At 58.5% G+C, this 26,324-nt stretch carries 30 protein-coding genes and 1 pseudogene; 10 read left to right on the top strand and 21 right to left on the bottom strand.

Annotated features, from left to right (window positions below; all coding sequences use genetic code 11):
* The first annotated feature begins 6 nt into the window (after positions 1-6).
* The 8 genes from ACWJJK_RS19740 to ACWJJK_RS19705 all read left to right on the top strand — a co-directional run bounded on the left by ACWJJK_RS19740 (position 7) and on the right by ACWJJK_RS19705 (position 8,273).
* Positions 7-3,222 carry a DUF6519 domain-containing protein gene (locus tag ACWJJK_RS19740; RefSeq protein ID WP_454128406.1) on the top strand — a complete coding sequence of 1,072 codons (3,216 nt, stop codon included), beginning with the start codon at positions 7-9 and terminating at the stop codon, positions 3,220-3,222.
* Between the two features lie 15 nt (positions 3,223-3,237).
* Entirely contained in the window at positions 3,238-3,735 is a 498-nt protein-coding gene (locus tag ACWJJK_RS19735) for a hypothetical protein (protein WP_454128405.1), read from the top strand.
* A gap of 86 nt (positions 3,736-3,821) precedes the next feature.
* Entirely contained in the window at positions 3,822-4,328 is a 507-nt protein-coding gene (locus tag ACWJJK_RS19730) for a YetF domain-containing protein (RefSeq protein WP_086134071.1), read from the top strand.
* 520 nt (positions 4,329-4,848) lie between these two features.
* The gene (tnpA, locus tag ACWJJK_RS19725; RefSeq protein ID WP_077732813.1) at positions 4,849-5,247 is read left to right on the top strand and encodes an IS66-like element accessory protein TnpA; all 399 of its coding nucleotides are present in this window, start codon (positions 4,849-4,851) and stop codon (positions 5,245-5,247) included.
* Positions 5,244-5,588, top strand: coding sequence for an IS66 family insertion sequence element accessory protein TnpB (gene tnpB / locus ACWJJK_RS19720; protein WP_077732713.1), 345 nt, complete (start codon positions 5,244-5,246; stop codon positions 5,586-5,588). The genes tnpA and tnpB overlap by 4 nt, the downstream gene beginning before the upstream one ends.
* A 23-nt stretch (positions 5,589-5,611) precedes the next feature.
* Positions 5,612-7,129 carry an IS66 family transposase gene (tnpC, locus tag ACWJJK_RS19715; protein WP_454128404.1) on the top strand — a complete coding sequence of 506 codons (1,518 nt, stop codon included), beginning with the start codon at positions 5,612-5,614 and terminating at the stop codon, positions 7,127-7,129.
* An 86-nt stretch (positions 7,130-7,215) separates the two neighbouring features.
* Positions 7,216-7,737 (top strand): helix-turn-helix domain-containing protein, encoded by a 522-nt coding sequence (locus ACWJJK_RS19710; RefSeq protein ID WP_156882070.1) that lies wholly within the window; start codon positions 7,216-7,218, stop codon positions 7,735-7,737.
* Positions 7,734-8,273, top strand: coding sequence for an IS630 family transposase (locus ACWJJK_RS19705; protein ID WP_434111136.1), 540 nt, complete (start codon positions 7,734-7,736; stop codon positions 8,271-8,273). Before ACWJJK_RS19710 ends, ACWJJK_RS19705 begins: the two co-directional genes overlap by 4 nt.
* A 238-nt stretch (positions 8,274-8,511) precedes the next feature.
* Here the strand turns inward: ACWJJK_RS19705 and ACWJJK_RS19700 are convergent, their stop codons facing one another.
* The 21 genes and pseudogenes from ACWJJK_RS19700 to ACWJJK_RS19600 form a co-directional block, all read right to left on the bottom strand.
* Positions 8,512-8,904, bottom strand: a complete 393-nt coding sequence (locus tag ACWJJK_RS19700) for a lysozyme inhibitor LprI family protein (protein ID WP_133718795.1) — start codon at positions 8,902-8,904, stop codon at positions 8,512-8,514.
* Positions 8,905-9,228: 324 nt separating this feature from the next.
* The gene (locus tag ACWJJK_RS19695; protein ID WP_156882054.1) at positions 9,229-10,401 is read right to left on the bottom strand and encodes an MGDG synthase family glycosyltransferase; all 1,173 of its coding nucleotides are present in this window, start codon (positions 10,399-10,401) and stop codon (positions 9,229-9,231) included.
* Between the two features lie 134 nt (positions 10,402-10,535).
* A complete protein-coding gene (locus ACWJJK_RS19690) occupies positions 10,536-11,075 on the bottom strand; it encodes an IS630 family transposase (RefSeq protein ID WP_156881976.1) in 540 nt (179 codons plus the stop codon).
* Positions 11,072-11,593 (bottom strand): helix-turn-helix domain-containing protein, encoded by a 522-nt coding sequence (locus tag ACWJJK_RS19685; RefSeq protein ID WP_156882070.1) that lies wholly within the window; start codon positions 11,591-11,593, stop codon positions 11,072-11,074. Before ACWJJK_RS19685 ends, ACWJJK_RS19690 begins: the two co-directional genes overlap by 4 nt.
* 632 nt (positions 11,594-12,225) lie before the next feature.
* Complete coding sequence (gene ygiD, locus ACWJJK_RS19680) at positions 12,226-13,026, bottom strand: 4,5-DOPA-extradiol-dioxygenase (RefSeq protein WP_156881943.1); 801 nt, start codon at positions 13,024-13,026, stop codon at positions 12,226-12,228.
* Between the two features lie 412 nt (positions 13,027-13,438).
* Positions 13,439-13,876 (bottom strand): ribosomal L7/L12 family protein, encoded by a 438-nt coding sequence (locus tag ACWJJK_RS19675; protein ID WP_139841199.1) that lies wholly within the window; start codon positions 13,874-13,876, stop codon positions 13,439-13,441.
* A 156-nt stretch (positions 13,877-14,032) separates the two neighbouring features.
* Positions 14,033-14,623 carry a GrpB family protein gene (locus ACWJJK_RS19670; RefSeq protein ID WP_454128403.1) on the bottom strand — a complete coding sequence of 197 codons (591 nt, stop codon included), beginning with the start codon at positions 14,621-14,623 and terminating at the stop codon, positions 14,033-14,035.
* A 530-nt stretch (positions 14,624-15,153) separates the two neighbouring features.
* Positions 15,154-15,588: a hypothetical protein gene (locus ACWJJK_RS19665; RefSeq protein WP_086135722.1), complete on the bottom strand. Its 435-nt coding sequence runs from the start codon at positions 15,586-15,588 to the stop codon at positions 15,154-15,156.
* Between the two features lie 109 nt (positions 15,589-15,697).
* Positions 15,698-16,456 (bottom strand): hypothetical protein, encoded by a 759-nt coding sequence (locus ACWJJK_RS19660; RefSeq protein WP_086135723.1) that lies wholly within the window; start codon positions 16,454-16,456, stop codon positions 15,698-15,700.
* Positions 16,457-16,820: 364 nt separating this feature from the next.
* On the bottom strand, positions 16,821-17,228 hold the full coding sequence (locus ACWJJK_RS19655; protein ID WP_077730007.1) for an SRPBCC family protein: 408 nt from the start codon (positions 17,226-17,228) through the stop codon (positions 16,821-16,823).
* Positions 17,229-17,304: 76 nt separating this feature from the next.
* Entirely contained in the window at positions 17,305-17,952 is a 648-nt protein-coding gene (locus ACWJJK_RS19650) for a dihydrofolate reductase family protein (protein WP_077730008.1), read from the bottom strand.
* 217 nt (positions 17,953-18,169) lie between these two features.
* Positions 18,170-18,493: a hypothetical protein gene (locus ACWJJK_RS19645; protein WP_208110192.1), complete on the bottom strand. Its 324-nt coding sequence runs from the start codon at positions 18,491-18,493 to the stop codon at positions 18,170-18,172.
* A 139-nt stretch (positions 18,494-18,632) separates the two neighbouring features.
* Positions 18,633-19,415: a class D beta-lactamase gene (gene blaOXA / locus ACWJJK_RS19640; RefSeq protein ID WP_077730076.1), complete on the bottom strand. Its 783-nt coding sequence runs from the start codon at positions 19,413-19,415 to the stop codon at positions 18,633-18,635.
* A gap of 211 nt (positions 19,416-19,626) precedes the next feature.
* Positions 19,627-20,052, bottom strand: a complete 426-nt coding sequence (locus ACWJJK_RS19635; protein ID WP_086135726.1) for a GFA family protein — start codon at positions 20,050-20,052, stop codon at positions 19,627-19,629.
* A 567-nt stretch (positions 20,053-20,619) separates the two neighbouring features.
* Entirely contained in the window at positions 20,620-21,024 is a 405-nt protein-coding gene (locus ACWJJK_RS19630) for an SgcJ/EcaC family oxidoreductase (RefSeq protein ID WP_077730077.1), read from the bottom strand.
* An 87-nt stretch (positions 21,025-21,111) separates the two neighbouring features.
* Positions 21,112-21,552, bottom strand: a pseudogene (aac(6'), locus tag ACWJJK_RS19625) (aminoglycoside 6'-N-acetyltransferase); the annotation flags it as partial.
* A 75-nt stretch (positions 21,553-21,627) separates the two neighbouring features.
* Positions 21,628-22,026, bottom strand: coding sequence for a VOC family protein (locus ACWJJK_RS19620; RefSeq protein WP_434131919.1), 399 nt, complete (start codon positions 22,024-22,026; stop codon positions 21,628-21,630).
* 179 nt (positions 22,027-22,205) lie between these two features.
* On the bottom strand, positions 22,206-22,631 hold the full coding sequence (locus ACWJJK_RS19615) for a VOC family protein (protein WP_086135731.1): 426 nt from the start codon (positions 22,629-22,631) through the stop codon (positions 22,206-22,208).
* Positions 22,632-22,754: 123 nt separating this feature from the next.
* Complete coding sequence (locus ACWJJK_RS19610; protein WP_133718443.1) at positions 22,755-23,036, bottom strand: YciI family protein; 282 nt, start codon at positions 23,034-23,036, stop codon at positions 22,755-22,757.
* A complete protein-coding gene (locus ACWJJK_RS19605; protein WP_077730015.1) occupies positions 23,033-23,422 on the bottom strand; it encodes a TfoX/Sxy family protein in 390 nt (129 codons plus the stop codon). The genes ACWJJK_RS19610 and ACWJJK_RS19605 overlap by 4 nt, the downstream gene beginning before the upstream one ends.
* 6 nt (positions 23,423-23,428) lie before the next feature.
* The gene (locus ACWJJK_RS19600; protein WP_077730016.1) at positions 23,429-23,872 is read right to left on the bottom strand and encodes a GFA family protein; all 444 of its coding nucleotides are present in this window, start codon (positions 23,870-23,872) and stop codon (positions 23,429-23,431) included.
* Between the two features lie 99 nt (positions 23,873-23,971).
* On the opposite strand from ACWJJK_RS19600, the gene ACWJJK_RS19595 reads away from it, so the two are divergent.
* Both ACWJJK_RS19595 and ltrA read left to right on the top strand, forming a co-directional pair.
* Entirely contained in the window at positions 23,972-24,364 is a 393-nt protein-coding gene (locus ACWJJK_RS19595) for a winged helix-turn-helix transcriptional regulator (protein ID WP_077730017.1), read from the top strand.
* 599 nt (positions 24,365-24,963) lie between these two features.
* Positions 24,964-26,298 carry a group II intron reverse transcriptase/maturase gene (gene ltrA / locus ACWJJK_RS19590; protein ID WP_210024370.1) on the top strand — a complete coding sequence of 445 codons (1,335 nt, stop codon included), beginning with the start codon at positions 24,964-24,966 and terminating at the stop codon, positions 26,296-26,298.
* Positions 26,299-26,324: the final 26 nt, after the last annotated feature.

Below are 26,324 nucleotides of genomic sequence, written 5' to 3'. Positions count from 1 at the left end.
CGAGCCATGAGCTTCGACTGCAGCCGTATCAGTTTTCACCCGTGGAAGGATTTCTTCGGGGTGGTGATGCAACAGGGGAGGGTGCAACTGGATTCCGACTGGAACGAGTGGGTGGCGGAACTCGCGCGCCGCCTCCAGGCGGGCACGCTGGATACCGTGGGACGCACCGTGGTGCCTCGCACCACGCCCAACGGCTTCCGCATCCTCGCCACCGCCGGGGCGTTGACCATAGGTCCGGGACGCATGTATGTGGACGGCCTGTTGGCGGAGAATCACGGCGCACAACCCGCGCAGTGGGACGCCTCGCTTGCCGAACTCGCCGGCACCGGCGACGTGCCGTTTTTCGGGCAGCCGTACCTGCCGTTCAACGCGACCGACCAGGCCGCGCCCGCCGATATCTTCAACCGTCCGGCGCTCACGGGGGGGCCGCACCTGGTGTATCTCGACGTCTGGCAGCGCGAGCTCACCCACTTGCAGGAACCGGCGCTGGTCGAGAAGGCGGTGGGAGTGGACACCACGGCGCGCCTTCAGACCGTCTGGCAGGTGAAGGTGCTGGCCAATATCGGCAACGCCGGTTGCGCCACGCCGGACGGCGAGGTGCCCGGTTGGGGAGCGGTCATCCGGCCCTCCGCGGGCCGGCTCACCAATTCCACGGGGGATGTGCCGGGCGATCCCAACCCTTGCCTGGTACCGCCCACCGCGGGCTACAAGGGCCTGGAGAACCAGCTGTACCGGGTGGAGATTCATCGCGGTGGCGGGCAGGGAACGGCCACCTTCAAGTGGTCCCGCGATAATGCCACGGTCGCTACCCGAGTCATCGAGATCCACGGGGGCAACCGGCTGGTGGTGGAGAGCGTCGGCCGTGACGAGGTGCTCGGCTTTCATGCCGGAGACTGGATCGAAATCCTGGACGACTGGCACGAACTGCACGGGAGACCCGGCCTGCTGCGCCGTATCCGGTCCGGCGACGGAGTGGACGCCGCCACCCGCTCGATTTTGCTCGAAGACGCGCTGCCCGCAGGACTCTTTCCCGTCGACGCCCAGGGCCGCACCGACGCTACCCGCCATACCCGCATCCGCCGCTGGGATCAGTCGGGGCTTGTGCGTCGCGCCGACGGTTCCACCTTCCACGATCTGAACGCCTCGGCGAGCTCCGACGGCATTCCGCTGCCGCCGGTCGGCACCCAACTGGCGCTGGAGAACGGCATTCTCGTCGAATTCGACCTGGACCCGGCGGGCGGCGAATACCGGGCCGGCGATTACTGGGTGTTCGCGGCGCGCGTGGCGGACGGCAGCATCGAGCCGCTGGACCATGCCCCGCCCCGAGGGATTCATCACCATTATGCCCGGCTCGCGGTGGTGACCCTGCCCGATAGCGAGACCGATTGCCGGGTATTCTGGCCGCCCGAAGCGGTGGGCGAGAGCTGCGATTGCACCGTGTGCGTCCATCCCGAGGGACATAACGCGGGCACCGCGACCATCCAGCAGGCCATCGACAGCATCCGCCAGCGCGGCGGCACCATCTGTCTGGATGCCGGGACTTACCGGCTGGATGCCCCGCTCAACCTGGAAGGCGTCCGTTCCCTGAGGATTCGCGGTCAGGGATGGCAGACTCTTCTGCAGGGGGCCGCCGCCGGGCCCTTGATGCGGATCGCCCAGGGCATCGGCGTGACCGTCGAGAACCTGGCCCTGGTCGGGGCGGCCGCCGGCGGAGGCACGACCGCGCTTATCGAGGTTGCGGCCTGCATCGATCTGCACCTGGTGCATCTGGCCGTGCTCGGCGTGGCGGCCGGCGATGCCACCTCCGCCGCGGTGGGCCTCTCGGGCGCGGTGCTCGCCGCGTCGATCCGCGATTGCACCCTGGTTGCCGAGCAGGGCGTGGCGGCCCTGACCGGGGAGCGCAATTATCTGCTTACCGGGCAATGCCGGGTGACAGACAACGTGTTCCTGTGCAGCCAGCGGGGTGTGAGTTTCGCCGGCATGAGCCTTCATTACGGCGAACTGCGGCTGGCAGGCAACCTGCTGCTCGGCTGCTCCCAGGCGGGCGTCGTGGTGACGGGCGGAGCGCTGCCGGCGGCGAGCATCGCCATCGCCGGCAACCTCATGCACATCACCGGCGCCGGGGTGGTCGCGGGCACCGACGGCTTGCGCATCGTCGACAACGAGATCGTGGGCTCGGGCGAGGCAGCGGTGGACGGCATCGTGCTGGAACCCGGCCTGGACAAGGTTTCCATCGATCGGGTCATGATCCACGGCAACCGGATCCGCGGACTCCGCGGCAATGGCCTCGCGATCCGCCAAACGCTGGGCAGGGCTATGATCAAGTCCAACGTCATCGAGGACATGGGACTCGGCGCTCTGGTCATGGAGCGCAGGGGCGGCGCCGCCTATTTGTGCCTGGAAAACAACCAGTTTTCGAACCTGGGGGCGGGATTCAATCAGGAGGGTCGGCCCTTTTTCGGCGTGCTCCTGGCGGATGTCGCGCGGGCCGATGTGGTCAACAACCTGTTCGCCGGCGTCGCCCGTCAAGCCAACCAGAGCCCGCTGCGCGCGGCACTGCTGGCGGTGGCTTCGGGGGAACTGCGGGTGGCGGGCAACCGGATGTTCGGCATCGGCCCCCAGAGTTTTCTGGGGCGCACCGTGGGATTGGCGGTGGGCGCCAGCTTCAGCCAACTCGCGGTGGAAGACAACTCGCTGGCGCGCCTGGAGGGGACCGAAACCACGAGCGCCGCCGCTTGGCAAGCGATCGTCGTCGCCCCGTCCGGCGCGGCGCAGGGCGGACCCGCGGGCGGGAATACGGTGACCGCGCCGGGGGTGATGGTCTTGCCCGTGAAGGAAGGCTACCTCTACCTGAGCGCCTTTCGGGCGCGCATCCTGGCGAGCCTGGCGCGCGGCAATACCAGCTTGCGGGGAAACCGCCTGCGCGGGACGCTTACGGTAATGCCTTTGGTGGAAATCGATGACGTGCTGAGCTGTCTCTTCGATCAGAACGATGCCGAACTGAGCAGTGTCGTCACCGCAGGACCGGCGCCGCTGGTCGGGCGCATCGGGTGCGATCACGCGAGCGTGGCCAACAACCGTCTGGTCGGCGTGACCGAATTTCCGACCCTGTCGCTGACCGCGAGAAATTTTGCGGTCCTCGGCAACTTGACCAGCGGTGCCATCGAGGTCAACGGAACGGCGTTGCCGGCACCGTGGAACGCATTAAATGTCCATATTTAGGTAAGGAGTGAATTCATGCGTGTCATTACGCTCAGGAGCGAGGCCAATATCGGTGCCCTGGCCGATCGCCTCTTCGCCAATCTCACGCCGGAAACGCGCAAGGCCGCCGAGGCATCGCTGCTCAAGGCCAACCCCCATCTCGCCCGCGCCGACGCCTTCAAGCCGGGCGCGGTGGTGCGGCTCCCCGAAGTGCCGGGCGTGAAGCCCAAGCCGTCGGCGGCTAACAAGGATCCGCGCGACGATCTGATCGACGGCCTCCGGGAGGCGGTGTCCGGCTATCGCGCCCGCTTGGCGGCGGGGCTGGAAGCCGAGAACGGCGAAATCAAGGCCCAACTGGAACTGCTCAAGCAGCGCGAGATCGCGGCCTTGCTGAAGAACGTGCCGGGTGCGGAGGAACTGGCGAAGGATCTCGCCGATTCGCTGAAACAGGCGGCCAAGACATTGCCGCAAGACATGAAACGCCAGGAGGAGGTGTTCGCTCAGATCGAAAAGGATCTTTCCTCCCTCGTCTGATCGAGCGGCTTTTCCTAACCTCTTCACAAACTCGCTACCGGTTCCGGCAGTCTATTTAGGGGAAAGCAGTCACGAGGTAGCGAGCAGTGGACGCGTTTCTCAACATCGATTGGGCGGAACTCTTCATCCCGAGCGCTCCCGTCGCGGAGACGATCATTCGCGGGACGCTGGTCTACTGGTTCTTATTCCTGATCTTCCGCCTGATCATCAAGCGTGACATCGGCTCGGTTGCCGTCAGCGACCTCATCGTAGTGGTGATCATCGCCGATGCGGCACAGAACGCCATGGCGGCCGACTACAAGTCCATAACCGACGGACTCATTTTGATCAGCACCATCGTGTTCTGGAATTTCCTGCTCGATTGGGCCGCTTACCGGTTCCGATGGATCGAGCGCGTCCTGGCACCTAAAGCACTCGAACTGATAAAGGACGGGCGCATTCTGCATCGCAACTTGCGCCGAGAGTTCTTGACCGAGGAGGAACTGATGCGCAAGGTCCGCGAGAGTGGGGTAGCGGACCTGTCCCAGATACAGGCAGCCTACATGGAAGGGGATGGCACCATCAGCGTGGTTAAACCTAAAAACGGCGGTTGACCGCTTCGATGGCTAAATAAGCTCTTATGAGAGAACCCCTTTATAGCCATCGGGGGTCTCACCCTTTGGGTGACGTTGCTACGCACCCGATTGCACGGCGGGCGGGCCGCCTGGCGGTGTTGCTCCTCGTTGCGGGAGACTACCCCGCGGCCTCGTCGCGCCTTGCCATCCGACCCGCCCGCCGCACACTCGAGCACGTCCAACCGCCGGTTTTAGGTTAAACGGGACTCGTGAATATCGTTGTCCTAAGAAGTCGTCTTCAAACTGCTACGCGCTGCAATATCCGCCTTGTTCAAGGAGGCGAAACGCCGATGAAAAACAGCCTTGCAATCCGCCACTGCGGGCTGCTCCGCCGCAAAGTGTGGGACAGGCGAGTCCAGCATCAATCGCGAACCGACCCTATTTGTCTGCTGCTTCGTAAGCGTCCGCCGAGCACCGTCTCGACGGGTTGAGAGACTCAGGCGACACTGGTGCGAGCGGACGCATGGGGTGTCCACGCACTCTTGAGGTGGACGCACTGATGACTCACGATGCTGACTTCACAACGGGCGTGGTGGCGATGGATACCTTGGGCCGGCGGCGGTTTGCGCCTGAGTTCAAGCGCGAACTGGTGGAGCGGACCCTACAGCCGGGCGCCTCGGTCGCGGGGATTGCGCTGGCGCATCGGATCAACGCCAATCAACTGTTCAAATGGCGCCGACACTACCTTAAGGACCGGAACGCCCCGGCCGGTCCGCCGGGGCCGACCTTATTACCGGTGGCGATGACGCCCGCATTGGCCGCGCCAGCGCGCGAAGCTACGGTATCCGCTCCACCGGGCACCATCACCATCGAACTCGGGGGTACGCGGGTTCAGGTGAAAGGTTCCGTCGATGCGGCGACCTTGCGCACCGTCCTCGCGAGTCTCAAGGGCCCATGATCGCGCCTCCGTCCGGCACCCGCATCTGGATCGCTGCCGGGGTGACCGATCTGCGCCGCGGCTTCGATGGCTTGGCCGCCCTGGTCCAGACCCAGCTCCAAGCCGAGCCCTTCTCCGGACACATTTTTGCCTTTCGCGGGCGACGCGGCGACCGGATCAAACTGCTCTGGTGGGACGGCGATGGACTCTGCCTGTTCGCCAAGCGGCTGGAGCGGGGCCGCTTCGTCTGGCCGCAGGCGACGGGCGGCACGGTATCCCTCACCCCCGCCCAGTTGTCGATGCTGCTGGAAGGCATCGACTGGCGCCGCCCGATCCGCACCGCGCCTTCTCACGCCGCCTGACGGAGGGCGGGTATAATCGGGGCATGACCAACCCCGACGTGCTTCCCGATGAGATTCCCGCCCTCAAGACGCTGATTGAAGCCCAGCGCGTCGAAATCGCCCACCTGAAACTCCTCGTCGCCAAGCTCCGCCGCCAGCAGTTCGGGCGCCGCTCCGAAAAAATGGCCGGGCTCCTCGATCAATTGGAACTTCAGCTGGAGGAACTCGAAACGGGCGATGCGGAACTCGCGGCGATCGTCGAACCGCGCGCAGCCGAGCGCCGGGTAAGAACGCCCCGGTCACTGCCCGATCATCTGCCCCGCGAAACTCAGGTCCATGCCCCCGGCTTGGCCGAGTGCCCCGACTGTGGCGGTCCCTTGAAGCCCTTGGGCGAGGAGGTCGCCGAAATCCTGGAGTACGTCCCGGCCCGCTTCCGGGTGATCCGCCACGTCCGCCCCAAGTGTGCCTGCGCCCGCTGCGACCGCATCGTCCAGGCGTCGGCGCCGAGCCGGCCCATCGCCCAAGGCTTGGCGGGTCCTGGGCTCCTGGCCCATGTACTCGTCTCGAAATACGGCGATCATCTGCCGCTGTACCGCCAGTCGGCCATCTACGCCCGCGAAGGCGTGGACCTGTCCCGGTCCACCTTGACCGATTGGGTCGGGGAAGCCGCGGGCCTCCTCCGGCCTTTGGTCGCGGCAATCCGCCGGCATGTGCTCGCCGGCGACAAACTCCATGCCGACGATACCCCGGTCCCGGTGCTCGCGCCCGGTCAGGGGCGCACGAAGACCGGTCGGCTGTGGACCTATGTCCGGGACGACCGCCCGGCCGGTGATCTCACGCCGCCCGCGGTGTGGTTCGCCTACGCGCCGGACCGCCAAGGCCAGCATCCCAGGACGCATCTCAAGGACTTCGAAGGCGCCCTGCAGGCGGATGGCTATGCGGGATTCAACGGGCTGTACGACACCGGTCGCGTGCAGGAAGTGGCCTGTTGGGCGCACGTCCGGCGCAAGTTCTACGAGCTCCACAAGGCCCACAGGAGTCCCTTGGCGGCCGAGGTGCTCCAGCGTATCGGCGCGCTCTATACGATCGAAGCCGAGATCCGGGGCCAGCCGCCGGAGGCCCGTGCCGCAGCGCGGCAAGCCCGCGCGGGTCCGCTCCTCGCGGCGCTTCAGACCTGGCTGCACACCACGCTGACACAGGTCTCGAAAAAGTCGGCGCTAGCCGAGGCGATCCGCTATGCCCTGACCCGCTGGCCGGCGCTGACCCGCTATCGCGATGACGGTCGTCTGGAGATCGACAACAATGCCGCGGAACGCGCGTTGCGGGTGGTGGCGCTCGGCCGGAAGAACTATCTGTTCGCCGGCTCCGACGCCGGCGGCCAGCGAGCGGCGGCGATCTACACCCTGATCGGCACGGCCAAACTCAACGGCCTCGATCCGGAGGCGTACCTCCGTGCCGTGCTGGCCCGCATCGCCGAGCATCCCGTCAATCGAATCGACGAGTTCCTACCCTGGAACCTCGCCGATCAGGTGACGGAACTGACCCAGCCCATCGCGGCTTGACGCCGTCAACACGGTAAGGCTCGGACGCTTACGCTGCTTCTAAGTACATCCCATAAAGTTCTGCGGAAAGGGCGTACACTGGTGGCATGAAAGCCATCCTGATCCCCCCGTTGGGCAAAGCGCAACAGAGTGAGTTAGACACCCTGTATCGAAAGACCAAGGACCCACGACTCCGAACTCGTGCCCAGATGGTCTTGCTCTCGGCCGAGCGGGGTCTCAAAGCGCTGGAGATCGCGGGGATCGTGCGGGAGAGCGAGGACACCGTGGTGCGGTGGCTGAAACGGTATCAGAGCGAAGGCGTGGACGGGCTGAAAGATGCGCCGCGAGCGGGACGGCAAGCCAAAGTGACGGCGGCGTATCGGGCCGCCCTGGTGGCGGCGGTACGGCGCCGTCCGCGCAGTTTGGACCTGCCGTTTTCCATATGGACCCTGCAACGGCTGGTGGATTACCTGGCCGAGCAAACCGGGATTCGCATCGCTCTGGAAACCCTGCGCCAAACCTTGAAGCGCGAAGGGATTGTGCTCAGTCGTCCGCAGCATAAGATCAGCAGCCCTGATCCAGACTATGCGGTGAAAAAAAAGCGGTCGAAGACACCCGTGATCACTTGAAACCGGGCGATGTGTTTTACTACGCCGACGAGTTTAACCTCAGTTGGCTGCCTACCTTGACGGCGTTGTGGAGCCCGGTAGGCCAGCAAATTATGATTCCGACCCCAGGTCAGCCTAAGAAGCGCTATGGGTTGGGAGCGGTGAATTACCATACCGGTGAAACCGTGGTCTTATTCAAACGACACAAGCGCCGTCGGGAGGTGGCCGAACTGCTGCAAGCCATAGTGGACCAGCATCCCACGGGGACGATTTACGTCGCGTGGGACAATGCCGACACGCATCAAGACGACGAGATCGAAGCGGTCGTGCGCGGAGCCGCCGGGCGACTGGTCCTGCTGTACTTGCCGACCTATAGCCCTTGGCTCAACCCGATCGAGATGCTGTGGCGCCATTTCCGCCGCGAAGTGACCCATTGCGAACTCTTCGAGACGGTGGCCGCCTTGCTCCAAGCCGCCCGCGAGTTCTTCGACCGTCACAACCGCTCTCCACAGCTGGTGCTCTCGATTATCGGTTCCTATGCCGCAAAAGTTTCATGAATGTACTTAGAGCGTTTTCCATCCCGGTGTACGGATTCGTGCCAGGAGGGGAGAACGTAGGTCGGCAATCCCTTCCCAATCGCAAACGGTCGCTTTAGTCGCGACCCTTCCAATCGCAAACGGCATCTCTGGGAGCGCCAGAGCTGCCCTTCCGACAAAGCCCTTCGCCGAGCCGATACGTCGGCAAGGGATTGCCGACCTACATATCCGAATCCCTTACACCGACTCGGAAAACGCTCTAATTTTCATAGCCGGTAAGAAGCTTCTCCAGCCGTTCAACGCGTTCCTCCGTCATCTGGGACTGGCACGCCGTGTCGAATGCTGACTTCCACATGCGCACACCACCCTCGGTTTCACCGACCAGGGCACACTCCGCATCTCTGAATTTGATCCAGGCCCGCTGTGCCGCTATGAGTGCTGTTTTTGGGGAATTGTCCGGCTCATCTGCCGGCATGGATCGAAGCAGTTTCTGGTAAATCTCATTGAGGCGTTTATCAGCGGCGGCGAGACTAACTTGCGCGGAACGTCCCGTGTGCATCGCGCTGCCTTCTGGCCAGTCCTCGGGGCGGTGATTGTCTGCGAGCGCAATCGCTGGAATCACGAGCAGTGCAATAGAGAGATGCCTAATCATGCAGGTATCCTTATGCCCAACGCCAAAGTTCACCGGCGGCTATGGAACACGGCGGAATTGCCGTCCGGTGCAGCGAAGCGTTGGGCGTTTCGTTGGGTTGATTCATTTGCCGTTAGTATGTGGTCGGAGCCATCGGAAGCCCGGAATGATCGCCTTTGTAGGGTCCCGTTTTCAACCAGGAATTTGAACGCTGCGAGCGACTGCATCCCCATTCGTCGCATTCCGGCAAGCCAAGCCGGCTCAAGGAGCCAGCCAAGCAGACCGCCTTTCAGCCAGAAAGCGATGGGTTTCGCTGGCGCTCTACCCATCCTACCGCTAACGCTCTTACATCAATTGCCGTAGACAAGCAGCAACGCACGCATTGGCATCGACGTTTATGCGAGCCACGTTCCGACGGTAGTGGTCCGATGCCAGGATTTTATTTACTGCCTCGGGAATTTCCACCAGGGACCGGACCCGTTTGGCGATACCGTTTTCCTCTGCCCAACGGATGTTGTATTCGAAAAGTATGCGCATGGACGGATTGTCCATGAGCACGAGCGGGATGCGGCAGGCTATGGCTTCATGGATGGAGATCGGGCCCGGCTTGCCTACCATGACATCTGCAAGCCTCATGTATTCCGCGACCTTGGCGGTGTATCCCACGATCAGCTTGGGCTTGCGTGAGCGCCACTTGCAAAGTGCCTCGTAGGCTGCTCTGTGACAACCGCAGATTACGATCATATTCACGGGAGTCGCTGCAGCATCCAGCCGCCGCGCGATGTCGACCATGTACCTTGAGCCCTGGCCGCCAAAGAAGATGAGTACTGTCGGAAGATCCCTTCGCAATCCCAATTCTTCGAGAGCGTCTGCCGCGTCGGTATCGACGGGTGCGAGAAAAGACGGGTGAACCGGCATACCCCCGAGAGAAAAGACATGAGACTCCGGCACGCCGTTTTGCAAGGCTTGCTGCACGAGCCGCTCGGTTCCGCACAAGTAGTAGGACATCAAGGCCGGGTCGAACCAGTACCGGCTATGGAACTCTTCGAAATCGACCGGAATCGTCACACAGCGCACTTCCGGGTTACTTTCGCGGGCGGCGGCGAAAATGATTCCGTTGCAAAGAGGAATCGTCGAGATCACGACATGCGGCGCTGCGTGTTTCCAAAACGCGGCAAGGCGCGGGGCCGCTGGCTGCATCAAGGTCATCAATCCCCTTCCGAGCGCGATGTATTGCCGCAAACCGATCATCGTTTCCCATTGCAGACCCGTGTTGTAAAGCTTAATGCCCGCTCGGGTGAGCCAATCCAACAAAGAAACGTGAGAAAAAATCTGGTCGGTGTTGACTGCCCGAACATCGGCTTCGGGAAGAGAGCGTTGCAGTTCGGCCTGTAGAGCCATGGCTACGCCTTTGTGGGCGCCCCCACCATTGAAGTAAACGATGTCGGCTCTCTTGCTTTTGCCGTCTTCGGTTACAGGCCTCTCGTGAATCGATGAAATCTCAACGGTTTTCGTCATAGAGCACCTTCCGTGTACTGGGTACAACGATTCGCGATCAATCTCCGATTTTGAAAAGCCGCCCAATACGTCCTGGCCTTTTCTCTCGGTATGCGTCTTCTTGCGCGGTTCCGTGTTTCATGAGCTAAGTACATTCATGAAACTTTTACGGCATAGGAACCGATAATCGAGAGCACCAGCTGTGGAGAGCGGTTGTGACGGTCGAAGAACTCGCGGGCGGCTTGGAGCAAGGCGGCCACCGTCTCGAAGAGTTCGCAATGGGTCACTTCGCGGCGGAAATGGCGCCACAGCATCTCGATCGGGTTGAGCCAAGGGCTATAGGTCGGCAAGTACAGCAGGACCAGTCGCCCGGCGGCTCCGCGCACGACCGCTTCGATCTCGTCGTCTTGATGCGTGTCGGCATTGTCCCACGCGACGTAAATCGTCCCCGTGGGATGCTGGTCCACTATGGCTTGCAGCAGTTCGGCCACCTCCCGACGGCGCTTGTGTCGTTTGAATAAGACCACGGTTTCACCGGTATGGTAATTCACCGCTCCCAACCCATAGCGCTTCTTAGGCTGACCTGGGGTCGGAATCATAATTTGCTGGCCTACCGGGCTCCACAACGCCGTCAAGGTAGGCAGCCAACTGAGGTTAAACTCGTCGGCGTAGTAAAACACATCGCCCGGTTTCAAGTGATCACGGGTGTCTTCGACCGCTTTTTTTTCACCGCATAGTCTGGATCAGGGCTGCTGATCTTATGCTGCGGACGACTGAGCACAATCCCTTCGCGCTTCAAGGTTTGGCGCAGGGTTTCCAGAGCGATGCGAATCCCGGTTTGCTCGGCCAGGTAATCCACCAGCCGTTGCAGGGTCCATATGGAAAACGGCAGGTCCAAACTGCGCGGACGGCGCCGTACCGCCGCCACCAGGGCGGCCCGATACGCCGCCGTCACTTTGGCTTGCCGTCCCGCTCGCGGCGCATCTTTCAGCCCGTCCACGCCTTCGCTCTGATACCGTTTCAGCCACCGCACCACGGTGTCCTCGCTCTCCCGCACGATCCCCGCGATCTCCAGCGCTTTGAGACCCCGCTCGGCCGAGAGCAAGACCATCTGGGCACGAGTTCGGAGTCGTGGGTCCTTGGTCTTTCGATACAGGGTGTCTAACTCACTCTGTTGCGCTTTGCCCAACGGGGGGATCAGGATGGCTTTCATGCCACCAGTGTACGCCCTTTCCGCAGAACTTTATGGGATGTACTTAGCGCGTTTTTCATCCCTGTGTACGGATTCGTGTTCGGGTGGGAAGAACGTAGGTCGGCAATCCCTTGCCGACTTATCGGCTCGGCAAAAGACTTTGTCGGCAAGGGATTGCCGACCTATCTATCGGGCTCCCTGATACCAGATCGGAAAATGGTCTAGCGTCCTTCTGCCATCTGTAAGACGATCACGATAGCTTTTTGCAACACTGTGCGTTGTTTTCTGTGAATTAGGACCTCATGCGGAAGGGTTCGTTTGCGAGATCGTTTTGGCGTGTGAGTTTTTGTTTACAGGTTTTTCGTGAAGACAAGCTATCGCCACGTTCGCCTTAAGGAAGCTCTGATTGAATCCTTCGACAGGCCTGTCCTGAGCCAAGTCGAAGGGCTCAGGACGAACGGTAACGTATTGGTTCCGTTCGTGGTGAGCTTGTCGAACCATGAACGGAATCAACTTGATCAGAGCTTCCTTAAGCGACCGGACTGGCGAGATTCGCCCGAGAAACCGGCTAAAGATGCGATAAGTTTCGCTGACGTTCCATCCAATCCGCCGTGCCGATGCCTTTCGTGTTCACCGATTCACCCGATTGCTTGTCAGGAAAAGGCAAACGCCAGCATGCTGATCGAACCCAGCTCGATACCTTCGGTAATGAATCGGAGGTCGTCTCCAGGCTGGCGCGCGCCCAAGACGTACAACAGCGGCAAATAATGATCCGGCGTCGGCACGGCGAGTAGAGCCTGGGGGGCAAGCCGCTCATAGTCGATCAATGACGTATGGTCCCCATTGACGAGACAATCGTGCACGCGTTCGTCGAAACGCAGCGCCCAATCGTGGGCGGGCGCGTCATGGTCCCAGTTCACCATTCGCAGATTGTGCACGGTATTGCCGCTGCCCATGATCAGCACGCCTTCATCGCGCAATGCCGCCAATTTCTGGCCGAGCTGAAAATGAAACAGGGGCGGCTTGCTCGCATCGATGCTCAACTGCACGATGGGAATTTTCGCCTGCGGAAAGACATGCGCGAGCACCGACCAGGTGCCGTGATCCAGCCCCCAGTTCCGATCGAGTGCGACGGCGAGCGGCGACAACAATTCCGCCACGCGTTGTGCCAGCTCGGGAGAGCCAGGCGCGGCGTATTCCACTTCGTACAAGGCCTTCGGAAAACCACCGAAATCGTGGATCGTGCGCGGCGCGGCCGTTGCGGTGACAGCGGTGCCGTGGATATACCAGTGCGCCGAAATGCAGAGCACGGACGACGGCGGGTGTTGCAGCAACCGCCTTCCGAATGATGCCCAGGCGTCGGTATGTCGATTGTGCTGCAGCGTGTTCATCGGGCTGCCGTGGCCGAAAAATACGGCGGGTTGTCGATAGCTGGTCGCAGGTACGGAGTTCATGGGCAGACTCGCGGGAAATTTGGCGGTAGATCGGCGTCCGGCATTTTCGCGTCTCCCTTAGACCAATGTATCGGAACAGGAGCTTCAATAGACTTGATCGCCCATGGCCGATGAAAAACCTCTTGGGCAGGGTTGTGGTCGATGGTGGATATGGCGCTATCGGCTCTGTGAACGGACAAAGACCATTGACCGAACTCGCGCAGGGGGGCGTTACGGTTAAGCTAATGCGCCCCTGCGCGGGCTCATCGATTATTTATGATTTTAATTTGCGGGTTAAACGTTTTATAAAACGTCAACGTGTTAGCTAATGGGCTCGACGGGGAAAATCCTTCAAAAACCCAAAGCTGCAAATAAGAACAACTCTCCAAACGGCTCTCGTCAGGCTCGTTACCTTGGGTTCCCGGTTAAAGCGTTAATTCTTGGTAACCAGGTATCCTCCAACGGCTATCAAGCCTACTGCGACGATTGCCCATAGTATCCTTGCGACAGGATTCCTCCCCTTAGCTGCGGCTGCCTTAAACTGTTGATGAACCGATGGGTTTTTTGCCAAGTAGTCTTCTATTGCTTCCTTCGCGTCCTTCAAGCCAATTTTGTTATGTTCCAGGTAATGTCTAATGGCATCTATCAGTTGACCATTTTGCAATGCCACAAGCGCATTGATTGGCATACTCGAGTGCGGTGAAGATGATGAAGACCGGCCATCATGCTTGAGTTCTCTTTCAACCAATTCCTTGGCATGTTTCAAATCCAGGCCGGTATCTTCCCGAACGATCTTAATGGCTTCGATGATGTTTCCGTTTTTCGCCGCCGCCATAGCTGACGGCGATATTTTTTGTTCAGATACATTCACTTGACTGGACTCCGATTATGTCCTCTAACATGCCCGAGTTCAGGGTCGCTTGGGAGCGGGCAAAGCCCGTTGGAAGGCATCTAACTCGAATGAATAAGCTTAGATTATGTTTCGCTTCGCTCTCGCAATCCAAGCTTAAATACGTCGCTATGGTTTTCATGGTGAACGCCGTGCCCGAGCGAGTATGTCATGAATGACCTCTGATTTTGCGTCCGCATAGTCCTGGATGTCTTTCCAGATTCGTGCTGTCAATTGACGCTTGGTCTCCTCGTAGAGTTTCCGGTCGTCATCATGTGTCCGGAGCCAATCCCGGAATGCCAGCATCCGATCGATTTCAGGGCATCCGACAGTGAACACGTGAAGATTACCGTCAGGCTCCGGGGCTTTTAGCATTCGGTGTTGAAACCAATCGGGCTCGCGAATGCGCATCACAAAGCCGAGCGACTCAAGCGGAGCGACATAGGACGATTCATCCGCGGAATCGGACACCGCGAGGACCATGTCGATGAGCGGTTTCGCTGATAATCCCGGAACCGATGTGGAACCGACGTGCTCAAGCAGCAGCACCTTCTCGGATAGGGCGTCACGAATTCTGCTGGCTTGCAACGCAAACTGTTTCGGCCAATAGTGATCGTAGGGTGCCAGATAGACGGTGCTATTCAGAGGCTTGCGTTCGCCGACCGTTACCGCAAGAAGATATTCGTTGCTCGTGCCCGCCTGAGCTTTTGAATCGTCAGAAAGCGGCATTCTCGTTTTCTCCGTATGACGCTAAGTACATTCAGGGAAGTCTTGCGGCATAGGCAACCTGCAGGACAACCCCGCCAATCAAGCCAAACAGTCGAGATTCCGCAAGTATTTGCGGAATGTACTTAGAGCATTTTCATACCTACTGTACGGGCATTCGCGCGTAGGTCGGGAATCCCTTCCCAATCGCAAACGGTCGCTTTAGTCGCGACCCTTCCAATCGCAAACGGGCCTTTAATCGGCCCCTTCCAATCGCAAACGGTCATCCCAGCGCTCCTGGGATGACCGTTTGCGATTGGAACGCCGAAGCCGCCCTTCCCGACGGTGCAGTTGGGCCAACGGGTTCGTCGGCAAAGGATTGCCGACCTACAACCGTGCCGCCCTGTAGGTTGGGAATCCTTTCCCGACGCCACCTGCCAACCGAGCGTCTTCGTCGGCAAAGGATTGCCGACCTACGAAAGCTTGAATCAATTTACCGTCGCCGAAGGCGCATCGCTTGTGGCCGTCCGTGTTGACGGTGTTGATAGGCAAGCTCACTCCTGTTCTTGAAACCATGCTTCCAGACCGCTCCAACGGTGGGTGCCCAGGTAACGGGTTCTACAAGTCGTTCGATAATAGTTGCCGCCATCTGCTCCGAGAGAACATCTGAGATCCAACGGTGCGGGCTTGGTGTAGTGGCGAGCGATCAAAACGACGATCTTGTCGGCGCCGCAGCGCTCGATCCAAGCGTCTCCATGGACCTTATCATCCTGAGCCGAGCGGGTGAGCGAATAGGTGGATTTGCCGTAATCGACAATAAGCGATCCCGCATAGGCGGATCCCGTAAGAGGGTCCTTCCCGACGATTTCGTAGGAACCACCGAGACCGGCAGGAAACTCCGGATCGATTGTTGTATCGCGTTCACAAAAGTCCGCGGCGTAGAAGCTCGCCGGCGATCCGAGGAGACAGAGCGCAAGCAATCTCTTCATGGCAGACTTAAAGAATTACTCATCCGACCACAAAAGCGGCCGTCCAAACAGTGACTCGTAACACCGAAACCACGCGGCTTTTGCCGGGCAGCTGGGACCGGAAGTTGGATTACCTCGTCTGCGAAAATACAAATTGTTTGGATTTCTGATTGAAGACGTAAAAAGCAAAATCACTGTCTTTTCTGTCACAACTAAGGGTTATTTGTTCTACCTTAGATTTATAGCTCCCGACATTCATGTATATAGGCGTCATGATGAACCCGAATGAACAGTCGTGGTCTTGCGGATTAAACTCCTGAGTTACGGTTCGGGTGTGCTTGTCTATCACTTTGATCGTTTTGAAAATCACGCCGGACTCGGTACCTTCATAAACACCAATGAATGCGTGATTCTTGGTTTGCCCCCAAAATGGGATTTCTATATTGCCTTTCGTCAATCCCGCGCCGGTCTTGTCATCCAAAATAGTGTTTCGGTGCAGGCTCACATCGTAGCTCTTTCCGCCACTGACCCATGTTCCCTGAGCACCAGTCTCATCTGCGCTCAGCTTGAATTGGCAAGATGATGTGTCAAATCCAGATCGGGAACCTTGAACAATAATGCGATCAAATTCAGTCTCGTCATGAATTTCGCAAAGCTCAATAGTGCCTGAGCTACCGCGTTTGCCGTAGATCGGAATCGGAATAATGTTCTTGTCATAGTAGTAGCTCCCGTGGAAGGCTAGGCCACTGCCAAAGTCGTATTCCTGAAGTGAAAAATGGATGGGGTACGTACCAATTTTGCCGATGTAATTAGTGACCTGATACCACCCCGCTACCGCATTCCTACCGAAAAGTAGCAGCAATATCCCAAAAAAGGCGACTTTCCTCATACACGATCTCGAAGTGTAACGAGGGTATAGAAAAACCCTATTTTCGAGCATTTTATTAACCCGGCCTATAAATATAGGCCGGGTTAATCCGGGGCAGGGATGCCCCGGCGCGGCGACAAGCCGCGTGAGCCCAGGCCGGGCGTGTACCGGCCTGGGCGGCGGCCCGAAATACCAGGAGGGTATTTACGGGCCTGATTAATAGTGTCTATAACTCGTTGATTATTCATGGACTGAATTTTCGAGTTGAGCGTTTTTCTACAGCATCAACGTTCGCGTTAACCCGCGAGCAAAAGGGGCGGGAGGCGGCCCCTTTTGCGAGTCGGTGTCGAAACGGGTTGTCGGCGGCGATTGGCGCCGCGAGAAACTACCTGCTTGCCTCAACATGGTGAGTGAAGTTGTTAAGAATGGCTTGCCACCCTTCGCGCTGTTGTTCGATAGAATGAGTTGGCTCGCTATCGAAGGTTACGCGTACTTTAATGCCTTTCGGACTATCAGCGAACTCTACCTGCGCTGCGCGATCGCCGAAGGAATACTCGATCAATTTGTGCTTCACGATATTCGTATAAGTGCCAGCGAAATCAAACCCCATGCTGCCGTCTTTTGCCTCCATTCGTGAGGAGAAGGTACCGCCAACGCGTAAATCGACCGTGGCAGCGGTTGTGTGCCAATCATCGGATGCAGCATTCCACTGTTTGATGTCCTCGGGTGTCGTATATGCACGCCAGACTTCCTCGATGGGTGCAGCTACGGTGGTTTCAACGGTAATTTTCATGGCGTGTCTCCTTTTTGATTGCAGCTAACGCCCAAGTGCAGCCGACGGGCCTTGTTGGGCGGCATTATCTCGATACTCAGGTTTTTCTTAGGACAACGTGAGTTGCTTTGTCGGTAGCCACACGCTCCACGCATCGATAGCCGAGCGAGCGCATGTTGATGCCGGAGAACAAGTTCTCCCCTGAACCTAGCAGAACAGGCGCAAAAGCAAGATGGAGTTCGTCGACTAGACCCGCGCGCAAATACTGTTGAACCGTTGCCACTCCACCGCCAAGGCGCACATCCATACCACCTGCCGCCGCTCTGGCGCGCTCTAGGGCCGCGTGGATTCCTTCCGTGACGAAATGAAATGTCGTGTCGCCTGCCATCGCGATGGGCGCGCGTGCATGATGCGTCAGCACAAAGACCGGTGTGTGAAACGGAGGGTTCTCACCCCACCAGCCTTTCCAGTGCTCGTCTGGCCAAGGGCCGCGAACCGGGCCAAACATATTGCGGCCCAAAATCCACGCTCCGATGTTTTGGATGCCGCGCGCCGCAAAATCGTTGTCTATTCCGGTTGTGCCCGTTTCTTTGCCGTACAGCAGTTGCTGAAACGTTGCGGTCGGGAAAAACCACTCGTGTACATCCAGACCCCCGATACCATTCGGATCTTCGAGGCTCTGTTCGGGCCCGGCGGCGAATCCATCAAGGGAAAGACTGAAACACAGCACGCGTACCTTACTCATCGTGATCTCCTAAGCGAGCGAAATGCTCTTTACGTAGTCGAACGGTGCTGTCCAATTTCGACACGGCCGTTTAACCATGGCTTCGATGACGCCCAACGTTTGAGCCGAGGGGCCAAGTGCCATGCAGGTGGAGATCGGCTCTGGCGAAGGGTAAGGCCACGCGTTCGGGCGAAAGCAGCCTTGACGTGAGACGAGCAGTCCACCGCCGCGCGAGCGCCTAGCTTCTCTTGCCCTTGATGCCAATGCAGTTGCCCCAGGGGGCTCGGACTTGGCATATGACGAGACCATTCTCTATGTTCAGCGGCCCGCGGTAGAGCGTGGCTCCGAGATCCTGGAGTGCGGCCAACGCTGCGTTGAACTCTGGCACTTGCCAGTAGGCGACGGTACCCGCCGGACCAGAGGAGACCTTCTCGTCGGAGGGCACGAACTCCAACTGAACATCGCCGACACGAACCGCTTGGAGTCCTGAGATGGAGTGAACCTGATCCGCTTCGGGGAACGCCCGCTGATACCAGGTACGAGCCTCTGACGGTACAGGCACGTGAATCATGAGTGCGACGAGTCAGTGCATAGTCCTGCTTGCGTGGCCTAATGCTGTGCATCACCGGCAGCAAAAGGCAGAGCGATGTGGCGCCTTTTGCTGTCCGAGTGCATGCGATTGTTAGGCATCTGTTTTGTCGTCACAGTATCCCCAACGCTTTAAGGCTCGCTTTACCCAGTTCTACACGTTTCTTGGCATCGGTTGCTTGCTGAATATCCATATTCAATGCAAACGCATATACACGATCGCCTTTTTGTACCCACCCGATCCACCAGCCAATACCTCGGTTAGGAGCGTTTTCCCAACCCGTTTTACCATATAGCGCCCAATTTTCTCCCCGCTCCATTAGAACGATTTCGCGAACGCTTTTCTGAACCGACCGGGGGAACGGCAATGCCCCCTGAGCCAACTTGGCAAGAAAACGAGTTTGCTCCACAGCACTGATTTTGAGTGGGCCATTCAGCCAAAAGGTATCGATGGAAGTACCTATTTCTCCATTTCCGAAATCAAGCCGCGAAAGATTCTCGCTCATGCGCGTTAAGCCGATACGTCGGGCCAAACTCTGGTAGATCGGGACATTGGACAGGGTAATCGCATCGCGCAATCCCATATCCTTCTCCCAGGTTTTGAACGGCTGTGGGTGACCACCGTAAGGCAGGACTTCGTCAACACTCTCTACCGCGCCAACTGAGAGTCCGATCAGCGAGTGGGGAACCTTGAACGTTGAGGCTGGAACAAAACGTGTTTCAGCGCGAGCTTTGCCGTAGCCAATTAATCGTTGCGCGGTGACATCATAGAGAACGAACGTGCCGTTCACGCCGGAGCCTTTAAATATGGCAGCTACTTTGTCGCTTTCTTCCCAACCAACGGCATAGGCTCGAAATGTAAACAGTACAAATACCACAGCGAGTAGCTGCTTCATAATTTCCTTCTGCCTATCGAGGCTGTGGAAAACCCTTTTTTCGCGCATTCTAGGGTCTGTAACTCGTTGATTGTTCATGGACTGAATTTTCGAGTTGAGCGTTTTTCTACACCCTCGACGTTTGAGTTCACCCGCTCGCGGAAGCGGGCGAAGCCCGCTGTAGCGAATCGGGTGCAACGAAGGGTCGGGCGGCATGCGGGCGCCTTGGTTCTCAGTCGAACTCATTGTGCTGAGGGAGTCTGTCGGTGATGGTGAACCACGGCGCCTTCGAGCCGACGAAGATGTGCGCCGAGGGACGGATGGTAGCTTCATCGCAAAGCGTCCCGAGCGGGACGTGGACGAACTGACCTTCTCGAACCACGGAATAAAGGAGGGAACCGCACTTCGCGCACCGTGCGTCGTGGGCAAGTTCCTCTCCGAAGATGAGCAGGGATTCGGGCCCCTGGCTGAGGATGAGCTTCTCACGCTCGATACCCGCGAACGGCTTGAAGGCAGCCCCAGTAGCGCGGCGGCAGTTCGAGCAATGGCAATTGAGTGCGTAGCAGAAGCTATCTTCGACCGTGTACCGGACGGCACCGCATAGGCATTTGCCCGACAACGAGCGAATGCTCGACGATGGATCGCGCGGTGTGTTCATGCCGCCCAACGACAAAGCTGACGCGCGCCGATGACGATGCCTGATAAAGCTGCAAAGCTTAGCGGCGTCGCCTCGAGCGCCTTGTTGGGCCCCACCTTACGAGCGCTTCTGCGCCAAATAGTCTGCATACTCATCTTGAATTACGAACTCGTTCACTAAGCGCTCTGTGCAGCAAAAGAACCGACGCTCTAGCTCAGCGGTAAGCTTGGAAAAGGAGTCGGCGCTGAACGTTTCTACCGGATCCTCAAACTCAAGTTCCGGGTCGAGCGGTCCGAATTCGTAAACGTCAGTAAACTCTGCGCTCCGGATATTCGCGCTCTCATAGACTGAGACAGTGAAGCCCTCTTTAGAGACACGCGCAGAAAGCCACCGAATGCCTGGCTTTCCGTCTCTGACACAAGCGCCGAGAAAGCACTCAGTTGCTTTCCCTCTACTCAGGGCGGACTCTGCTTCGGACTGGGTGAGGTATCTTCGCGCCATATTCTTGAGCCTAACGTTTGAGCTCACACGCGCGCGGAAGCGGGCAAAGCTCGCTATAGCGCGTCGGTTGGAGCGATCGGTTGGACGTCATGTGCTAGAACGCTGAACTGGTGACAAGAGGTTTGCGTCTCTGGCCAGGAGCCACTCGCCATGCTCACGCCGCAGGACCGTAAGCGTATACCCCACTCGCTCTATCGCCTGGCTCGCCCCTGGCGGTGTGACCGCGACAGAAAGTTTGGTCCATACGAACGCCATGTCACCAGAAACTTGAACCTCCTGAATCTCCGACGTGCCCTCGAACTTCGGACGAGGGCTGCCGGGCGGGACCTGTGACAGGGCCGCAAACTCCGCCTTTCGCATAGGCGGCCGGCCAGGAACGAGAAAGACAACATCGTCTGTCATGAGACCAAGCACGGTCTTTATATCGCCTGCCTTGGTGGCGGACTGCCACGTTTGAACAAGCGCGCGGATTTGGTCTTCATCGCTCAACATACTGATCTTGTTGATGGGACGCCTAACGTTCGAGCTAACGCGACCCTCCACGGCCGGCCGCGCGGGCAAGGCGGCATTCGTGGGTTTGAGCGTCTTGTTGAAGTACACCACTCGCTCCGTCACTGCGAAGCCCAGCTTGCGGTGGACGGCTTGACTCACCTCGTTCTCGATGGGCGTGTCGGAAGCCAACTCCACGCAACCTCTAGAAGTGGCCCACTGAGCCACCACCTCGACCAAAGCTCTTGCCACGCCTCGTTTTCGGGCGCCTGGGCTCACGTACAGACCTTCCAGGAATGCGACGGGCGCGGACTTAGTGCCGTTCACGTGGTCGGTCCGGATGGAGGCTTCGGCGAAACCAACTGCTCCTTGCTCTGCTGACCGGGCGATGAACTGAGCGTAGCGCTCCGGCTCTACCAAGAAGGCGGCCATCTCGTCCAGATGCTCGTCTGCGCGCCCATCAGGCCACAACTCGAGGCGCAAGCGCAGCCAGTCAGGATCCAGCGCAGTGGCCAACCGCTCGATCTTCATACCGCCCAACGCCTGAACTCGGCCGACGTTTTGCCGCGGCGGAGCGGAGGCAAAACGGTCGGCTGGCGTGCCGTGTTAGGCAGCAAGGTTCAGCTGCCAAGATACGCCGAAGCGATCATTTACCCAGCCGAACCGCTGGCTGAACCCGTAGTTGTCCAAAGGCATCAGGACTTGGCCGCCCTCAGACAGCGTTTCAAATGCCTGCTCTAGCTCTGCTGCCGAACCAAATTCCACGAAAGTGGAACTCGAAGGCGTGAACGAAAAATCATGCTTTATCGGGCTATCCGAGCACATGAACTCGCGGCCGCAAATAGTGAATAAGGCGACCTTTATCGTGCCGGCAGCACCCGGCTCGCCTTGAGTCCAGTATTCGACTCGCACCATGCGGGAATCAGGGAAGGTGGCGAAATACAGGTCAAGCGCAGCCTGCGCGCTGCCGCCCTGAAACATGAGGAATGGTCTGGCTGTTGGCATTAGATACCTCGACTGGTGTTGGACGCTTAACGAAGCTGTAGAAAGACCCTATTTTCGAGCATTTTAGGGCAAACAACCGATTGATTGTTCCTGGGCTCAATTTTCGAGTTGAGGGTGTTCTACGGCCTCAATGCTTGAGTTATGCCGTGCCGTGAAGCGGCATCGGCTTGAATGAATTGTTAGGCGCTGCCATTGCGAAGCCTGATGTGTGATTCCGTTGGCTGAAGAAGATCCCACATGTTGCCGTAGAGATCGAGAAACACGGCAACCGTCCCGTACGACTCATGCTTTGGTTCACGGACGAACACGACGCCCTTTGATCGATAGGACTCATAGTCGCGCCAGAAGTCATCAGTGTAGAGGAAGAGGAACACCCGACCACCTGTTTGGCCGCCAATGCGGCTTTCCTGGTCTGGGCTTGAGGCGCGCGCGAGCAGGAGTTGGCATTCTGTTGCGCCAGGTGGCGAGACGACAACCCATCGCTTGGATTGCTCAGGTACGAACGTATCTTCAACGAGTCTGAAACCGAGAGTACCGACGAAGAAGTCGATAGCTTCATCGTAGTCATGAACAACGAGGGAAACGAGGCCGAGCGATTGCTTCACTAAGATCTCCGACTGTGGTGGGTAAAGCGCCTAATGTTCACCATAATCGGCGGTGGAAAGCGGTGCGACGAAGGAGCGCCGCTTTCCACCGTCCGTGTTGATGGCGTTGTTAGCCAGTGATGCTTACCTCAACTCATAGATTCGAATACTTGAAATAAACGGATTGCTTTGGGCTAGTTTTTCGGCGGCATCAAGGCTTTCTGCTTCGATGATGTTGTACCCCGTAATGGACTCCATATTCCAGGGTAGATCCCTGGTGCCGTTCTTTGAGATTTCTCGACCACCGGCGAACCCACCCTGCTCGACTTGCTTGTCTGAAATGGACTCGAACCAAGCCTGCCAAGCCTTCATGATTTCCGGGGTGGGTTTTTCAAATCCATAATGCAGGAACATAAACTTTTTCATTGGTTTCTCCTCGTAAAGTGTTGAGGCTTGATTTTGGATTTTTCTGTCTTTGGGGGTAGAGTGCCAACGTAAGTCAGTGCCATTTGCAGCCAGCTTTCGAGAGCATTGTCCTGGCTTATTCCAGCAGGTTCAATCGATATGAAACCAGGCATGGGATGACCGCCACCGTCGCAACGCTTTGCCATGGCATTGGCAAGTGCCTGCGGTTCGGCATCTTTGCCGACGCGAACCATCAGGCCTTTCTTTGAAGCGCAGCACAGCATGTTGCCGTTTAACAGAAAGGTTACGCCGCCAAACATGCGCTTCTCTGAAACCGGCAAGCCGATGAGCGAGTTCCGGATTCTGTCTTCAAGACTTGCGGTGCCGGAATGTTGGTGCGTATTCATCACGGATTACCCCTCTTGAGGCATGGGGGGCATTTCCTGGAAGGCAGGCAGTGCCGGGTCAAGGTGATCCCATGCCTGCAACCGCTTCGTGTAAATCGCCATTTGCGGCGATATGGCTGCAGGGGAGTCCAGGCTCGCCACCCTGAATGTCACCATGCCTGGCATGCCGGAACTCTTTCCGAACAAGGGACTGCCACAGGTTGGGCAGAAACTCGTGATAACGCTGTTCCCGCTATCCGCCTTCCATTCAAATCCGCGGACGTTACCACTGATCCTCATTGCGGCTTCCGGTACCAGCGCGTGAAAGGCATGTCCTGAACCGCTGAGCTTGCGGCAACTTTCGCAGTAACAAAACCCCGTCATGGCCGGGGCTGCGGTGACTTCATATCGTACGGCGCCACACAGGCAGCCGCCTTTTATGTCGACTGAGGCATTTATCTCTGTGTTCATGTTCTTATCTCCGTATTAGATGGGTGCTTGCAAAGTGCAAGCGACAGAATCATGACATGTAGACTTGCATATTGCAAGTGACTCATGTAGCGTAACGATATGAGCAAAGAAGTTGACGTACCCGCATTCCGTTCTCAATGTCCCGTCGCTGCGTCACTCGATTTGCTGGGTGACAAGTGGAGCCTAGTTATCGTTCGGGACTTGATGATCGGCAAAAGAAAATACAAGGATTTTCAGGATTCTCCAGAGGGCATTCCGACAAATATTCTCGCAAACCGCCTGCGTAAACTTGAAGGAGACGGAATCATCGAAAAACGTCCTTATCAAGAGAAGCCCGTAAGGTACGAATACGCTTTGACCCGCAAGGGGGCGGATTTGCTACCAGTACTACAACAGCTGGCGCTTTGGGGACACAAGCACATTCCAGGAAGTTGGTCTCCACCCGACTGGTTCTTGAACGCAAAGCCAGGCGACCTTCCGCAGGAAAAATAGCGTTGTGATTCGCTAATTTATGGCTAACGTTCCACTTGAGCCGCGCCTTGCCCTGGAGCGCAGCGGAAGGGTAAGGCGTCGGACTCGAAGCGTTTGTGTACGCCCGACATGGGCATGAACTGATGGGGTGAGAGTCCCCTGTAGGAGTACCTGTAATGCCCATTCTTTGGGCCAATGTAACTACTAGCCGACGGCAAGGGCAACTCCGCGAGGAGTGGTCTGAAGGAAGCCCGAGCGCAAAGGTGCGAGCCGACGAACAGAAACCGCATAGAAGGCTCAGTCTCCGGGTGAGTCAGCACATGATGACGAAACCCGCCGGGTACGGGAGATAGGGTAAATGCGGCGGTTGTGCGCTGAAAGCTCATGTTCTTATTCGGGGAGATCTGTCCGGCGAGCGGCTGGGACAGGTTATGGGAGTCGGACTGAGGTCCAGGGCGAAAGCCTTGGAATAGCCACCGGACCCTACGACCTGTCTTTGGCAGCGCGTTCTGCGGCAACGCAGGGTGTGACCGGGCAGAAGTCAGCAGAGGCCATACTAGCCGCATCGGCCTGGAAGACCGGACGGTGAAGGGCCGAACACAAGAAGACAAGGAGGAGCCGTGAGCGACTCGGTATCGACGATGAACCCGACCGGGGGAGCCGATGTCCGGCGTGGCGTCACGCAGCCAGCCTTGCACGACGATCTGATGGAGCGGGTGTTGGACCGTGCGAACCTGCGACGGGCCTGGAAGCGGGTGAAGGCCAATCGGGGTGCGCCCGGCATGGACGGGATGCGCATCGAGGACTTCGCCGAGTTTGCGCGCTCGCATTGGGCCGAGATTCGCCAGCAACTGGCCGATGGCAGTTATCAACCCCAAGCGGTACGACGGGTGTCGATCCCGAAGCCGGGAGGGGGCGAACGACTGCTGGGTATCCCGACCGTCATGGACCGGGTGATCCAGCAGGCCATCGCGCAAGTATTGACGCCGATCTTCGACCCCGGCTTTTCGGAGTCGAGTTTTGGTTTCCGACCGGGACGCTCCGCCCATGGAGCGTTGAGGCAGGTACAAGGTCATCTTCAGGCCGGCTACCGCATCGCCTGTGACCTGGACTTGGCGAAATTTTTCGACAACGTCCGGCACGATGTCTTGATGGCTCGTGTGGCCCGCAAGGTTGGCGACAAGCGGCTGTTGGCGCTGGTTGGCCGGTATTTGCGGGCGGGTGTTCTGGTCGGCGAGTCCATCCAGGTAACGGCGTTGGGGACGCCGCAAGGCGGACCGCTGTCGCCGTTGCTCGCCAACATCCTGTTGGATGACTTGGACAAGGAACTGGAAGGGCGTGGCCACCGGTTCGTCCGCTATGCGGACGACCTGCTGATCTTGGTCAAAAGTCAGCGGGCCGGCGAGCGGGTGAAGGATAGCGTCACGCGCTTCCTGACCGGCACGCTCAAACTGGTGGTCAACGAGCAGAAGAGCCGGGTGGTCAAAACCGACCAGGCCAAGTTTCTCGGATTCAATTTCCGGGGAACCAAGCTGCGTTGGGGCGACCGGGCATTCGAGGACTTCAAACACAACATCCGGACACTGACCGGGCGTAGCTGGGGTGTCTCGATGGCTCACCGGTTTTACAAGCTCGCCCAGTATATCCGCGGTTGGATGGGCTACTTCGGCATTTCGGACTACTACCGCCCGATCCCCGAACTCGACCACTGGCTTCGACGCCGGGTACGCATGTGCTACTGGAAACAGTGGCGCTACGTGCGTACCAAGGTCAAGAACCTGTTGGGTTTGGGGACGAGCAAGCGCCAGGCAATCCTGACGGCGATCAGCAGCAAGAGCTACTGGCATCTGTCGCGGACGCTGGCGACGCAGACCGGGATGACCAACCAATGGCTGAAGACCCAGGGGCTGATCACTATCCGTGATCTTTGGATGAAGGCCCATGGCTACACCTGACATCGTCGTGTGCTCCCTTTTCGTGA

The sequence above is a fragment of the Methylocaldum gracile genome, from assembly GCF_053646815.1.
The sequence above is the reverse complement of the archived record's forward strand: the minus strand, read 5'-3'. Positions and strand labels throughout refer to the sequence as shown.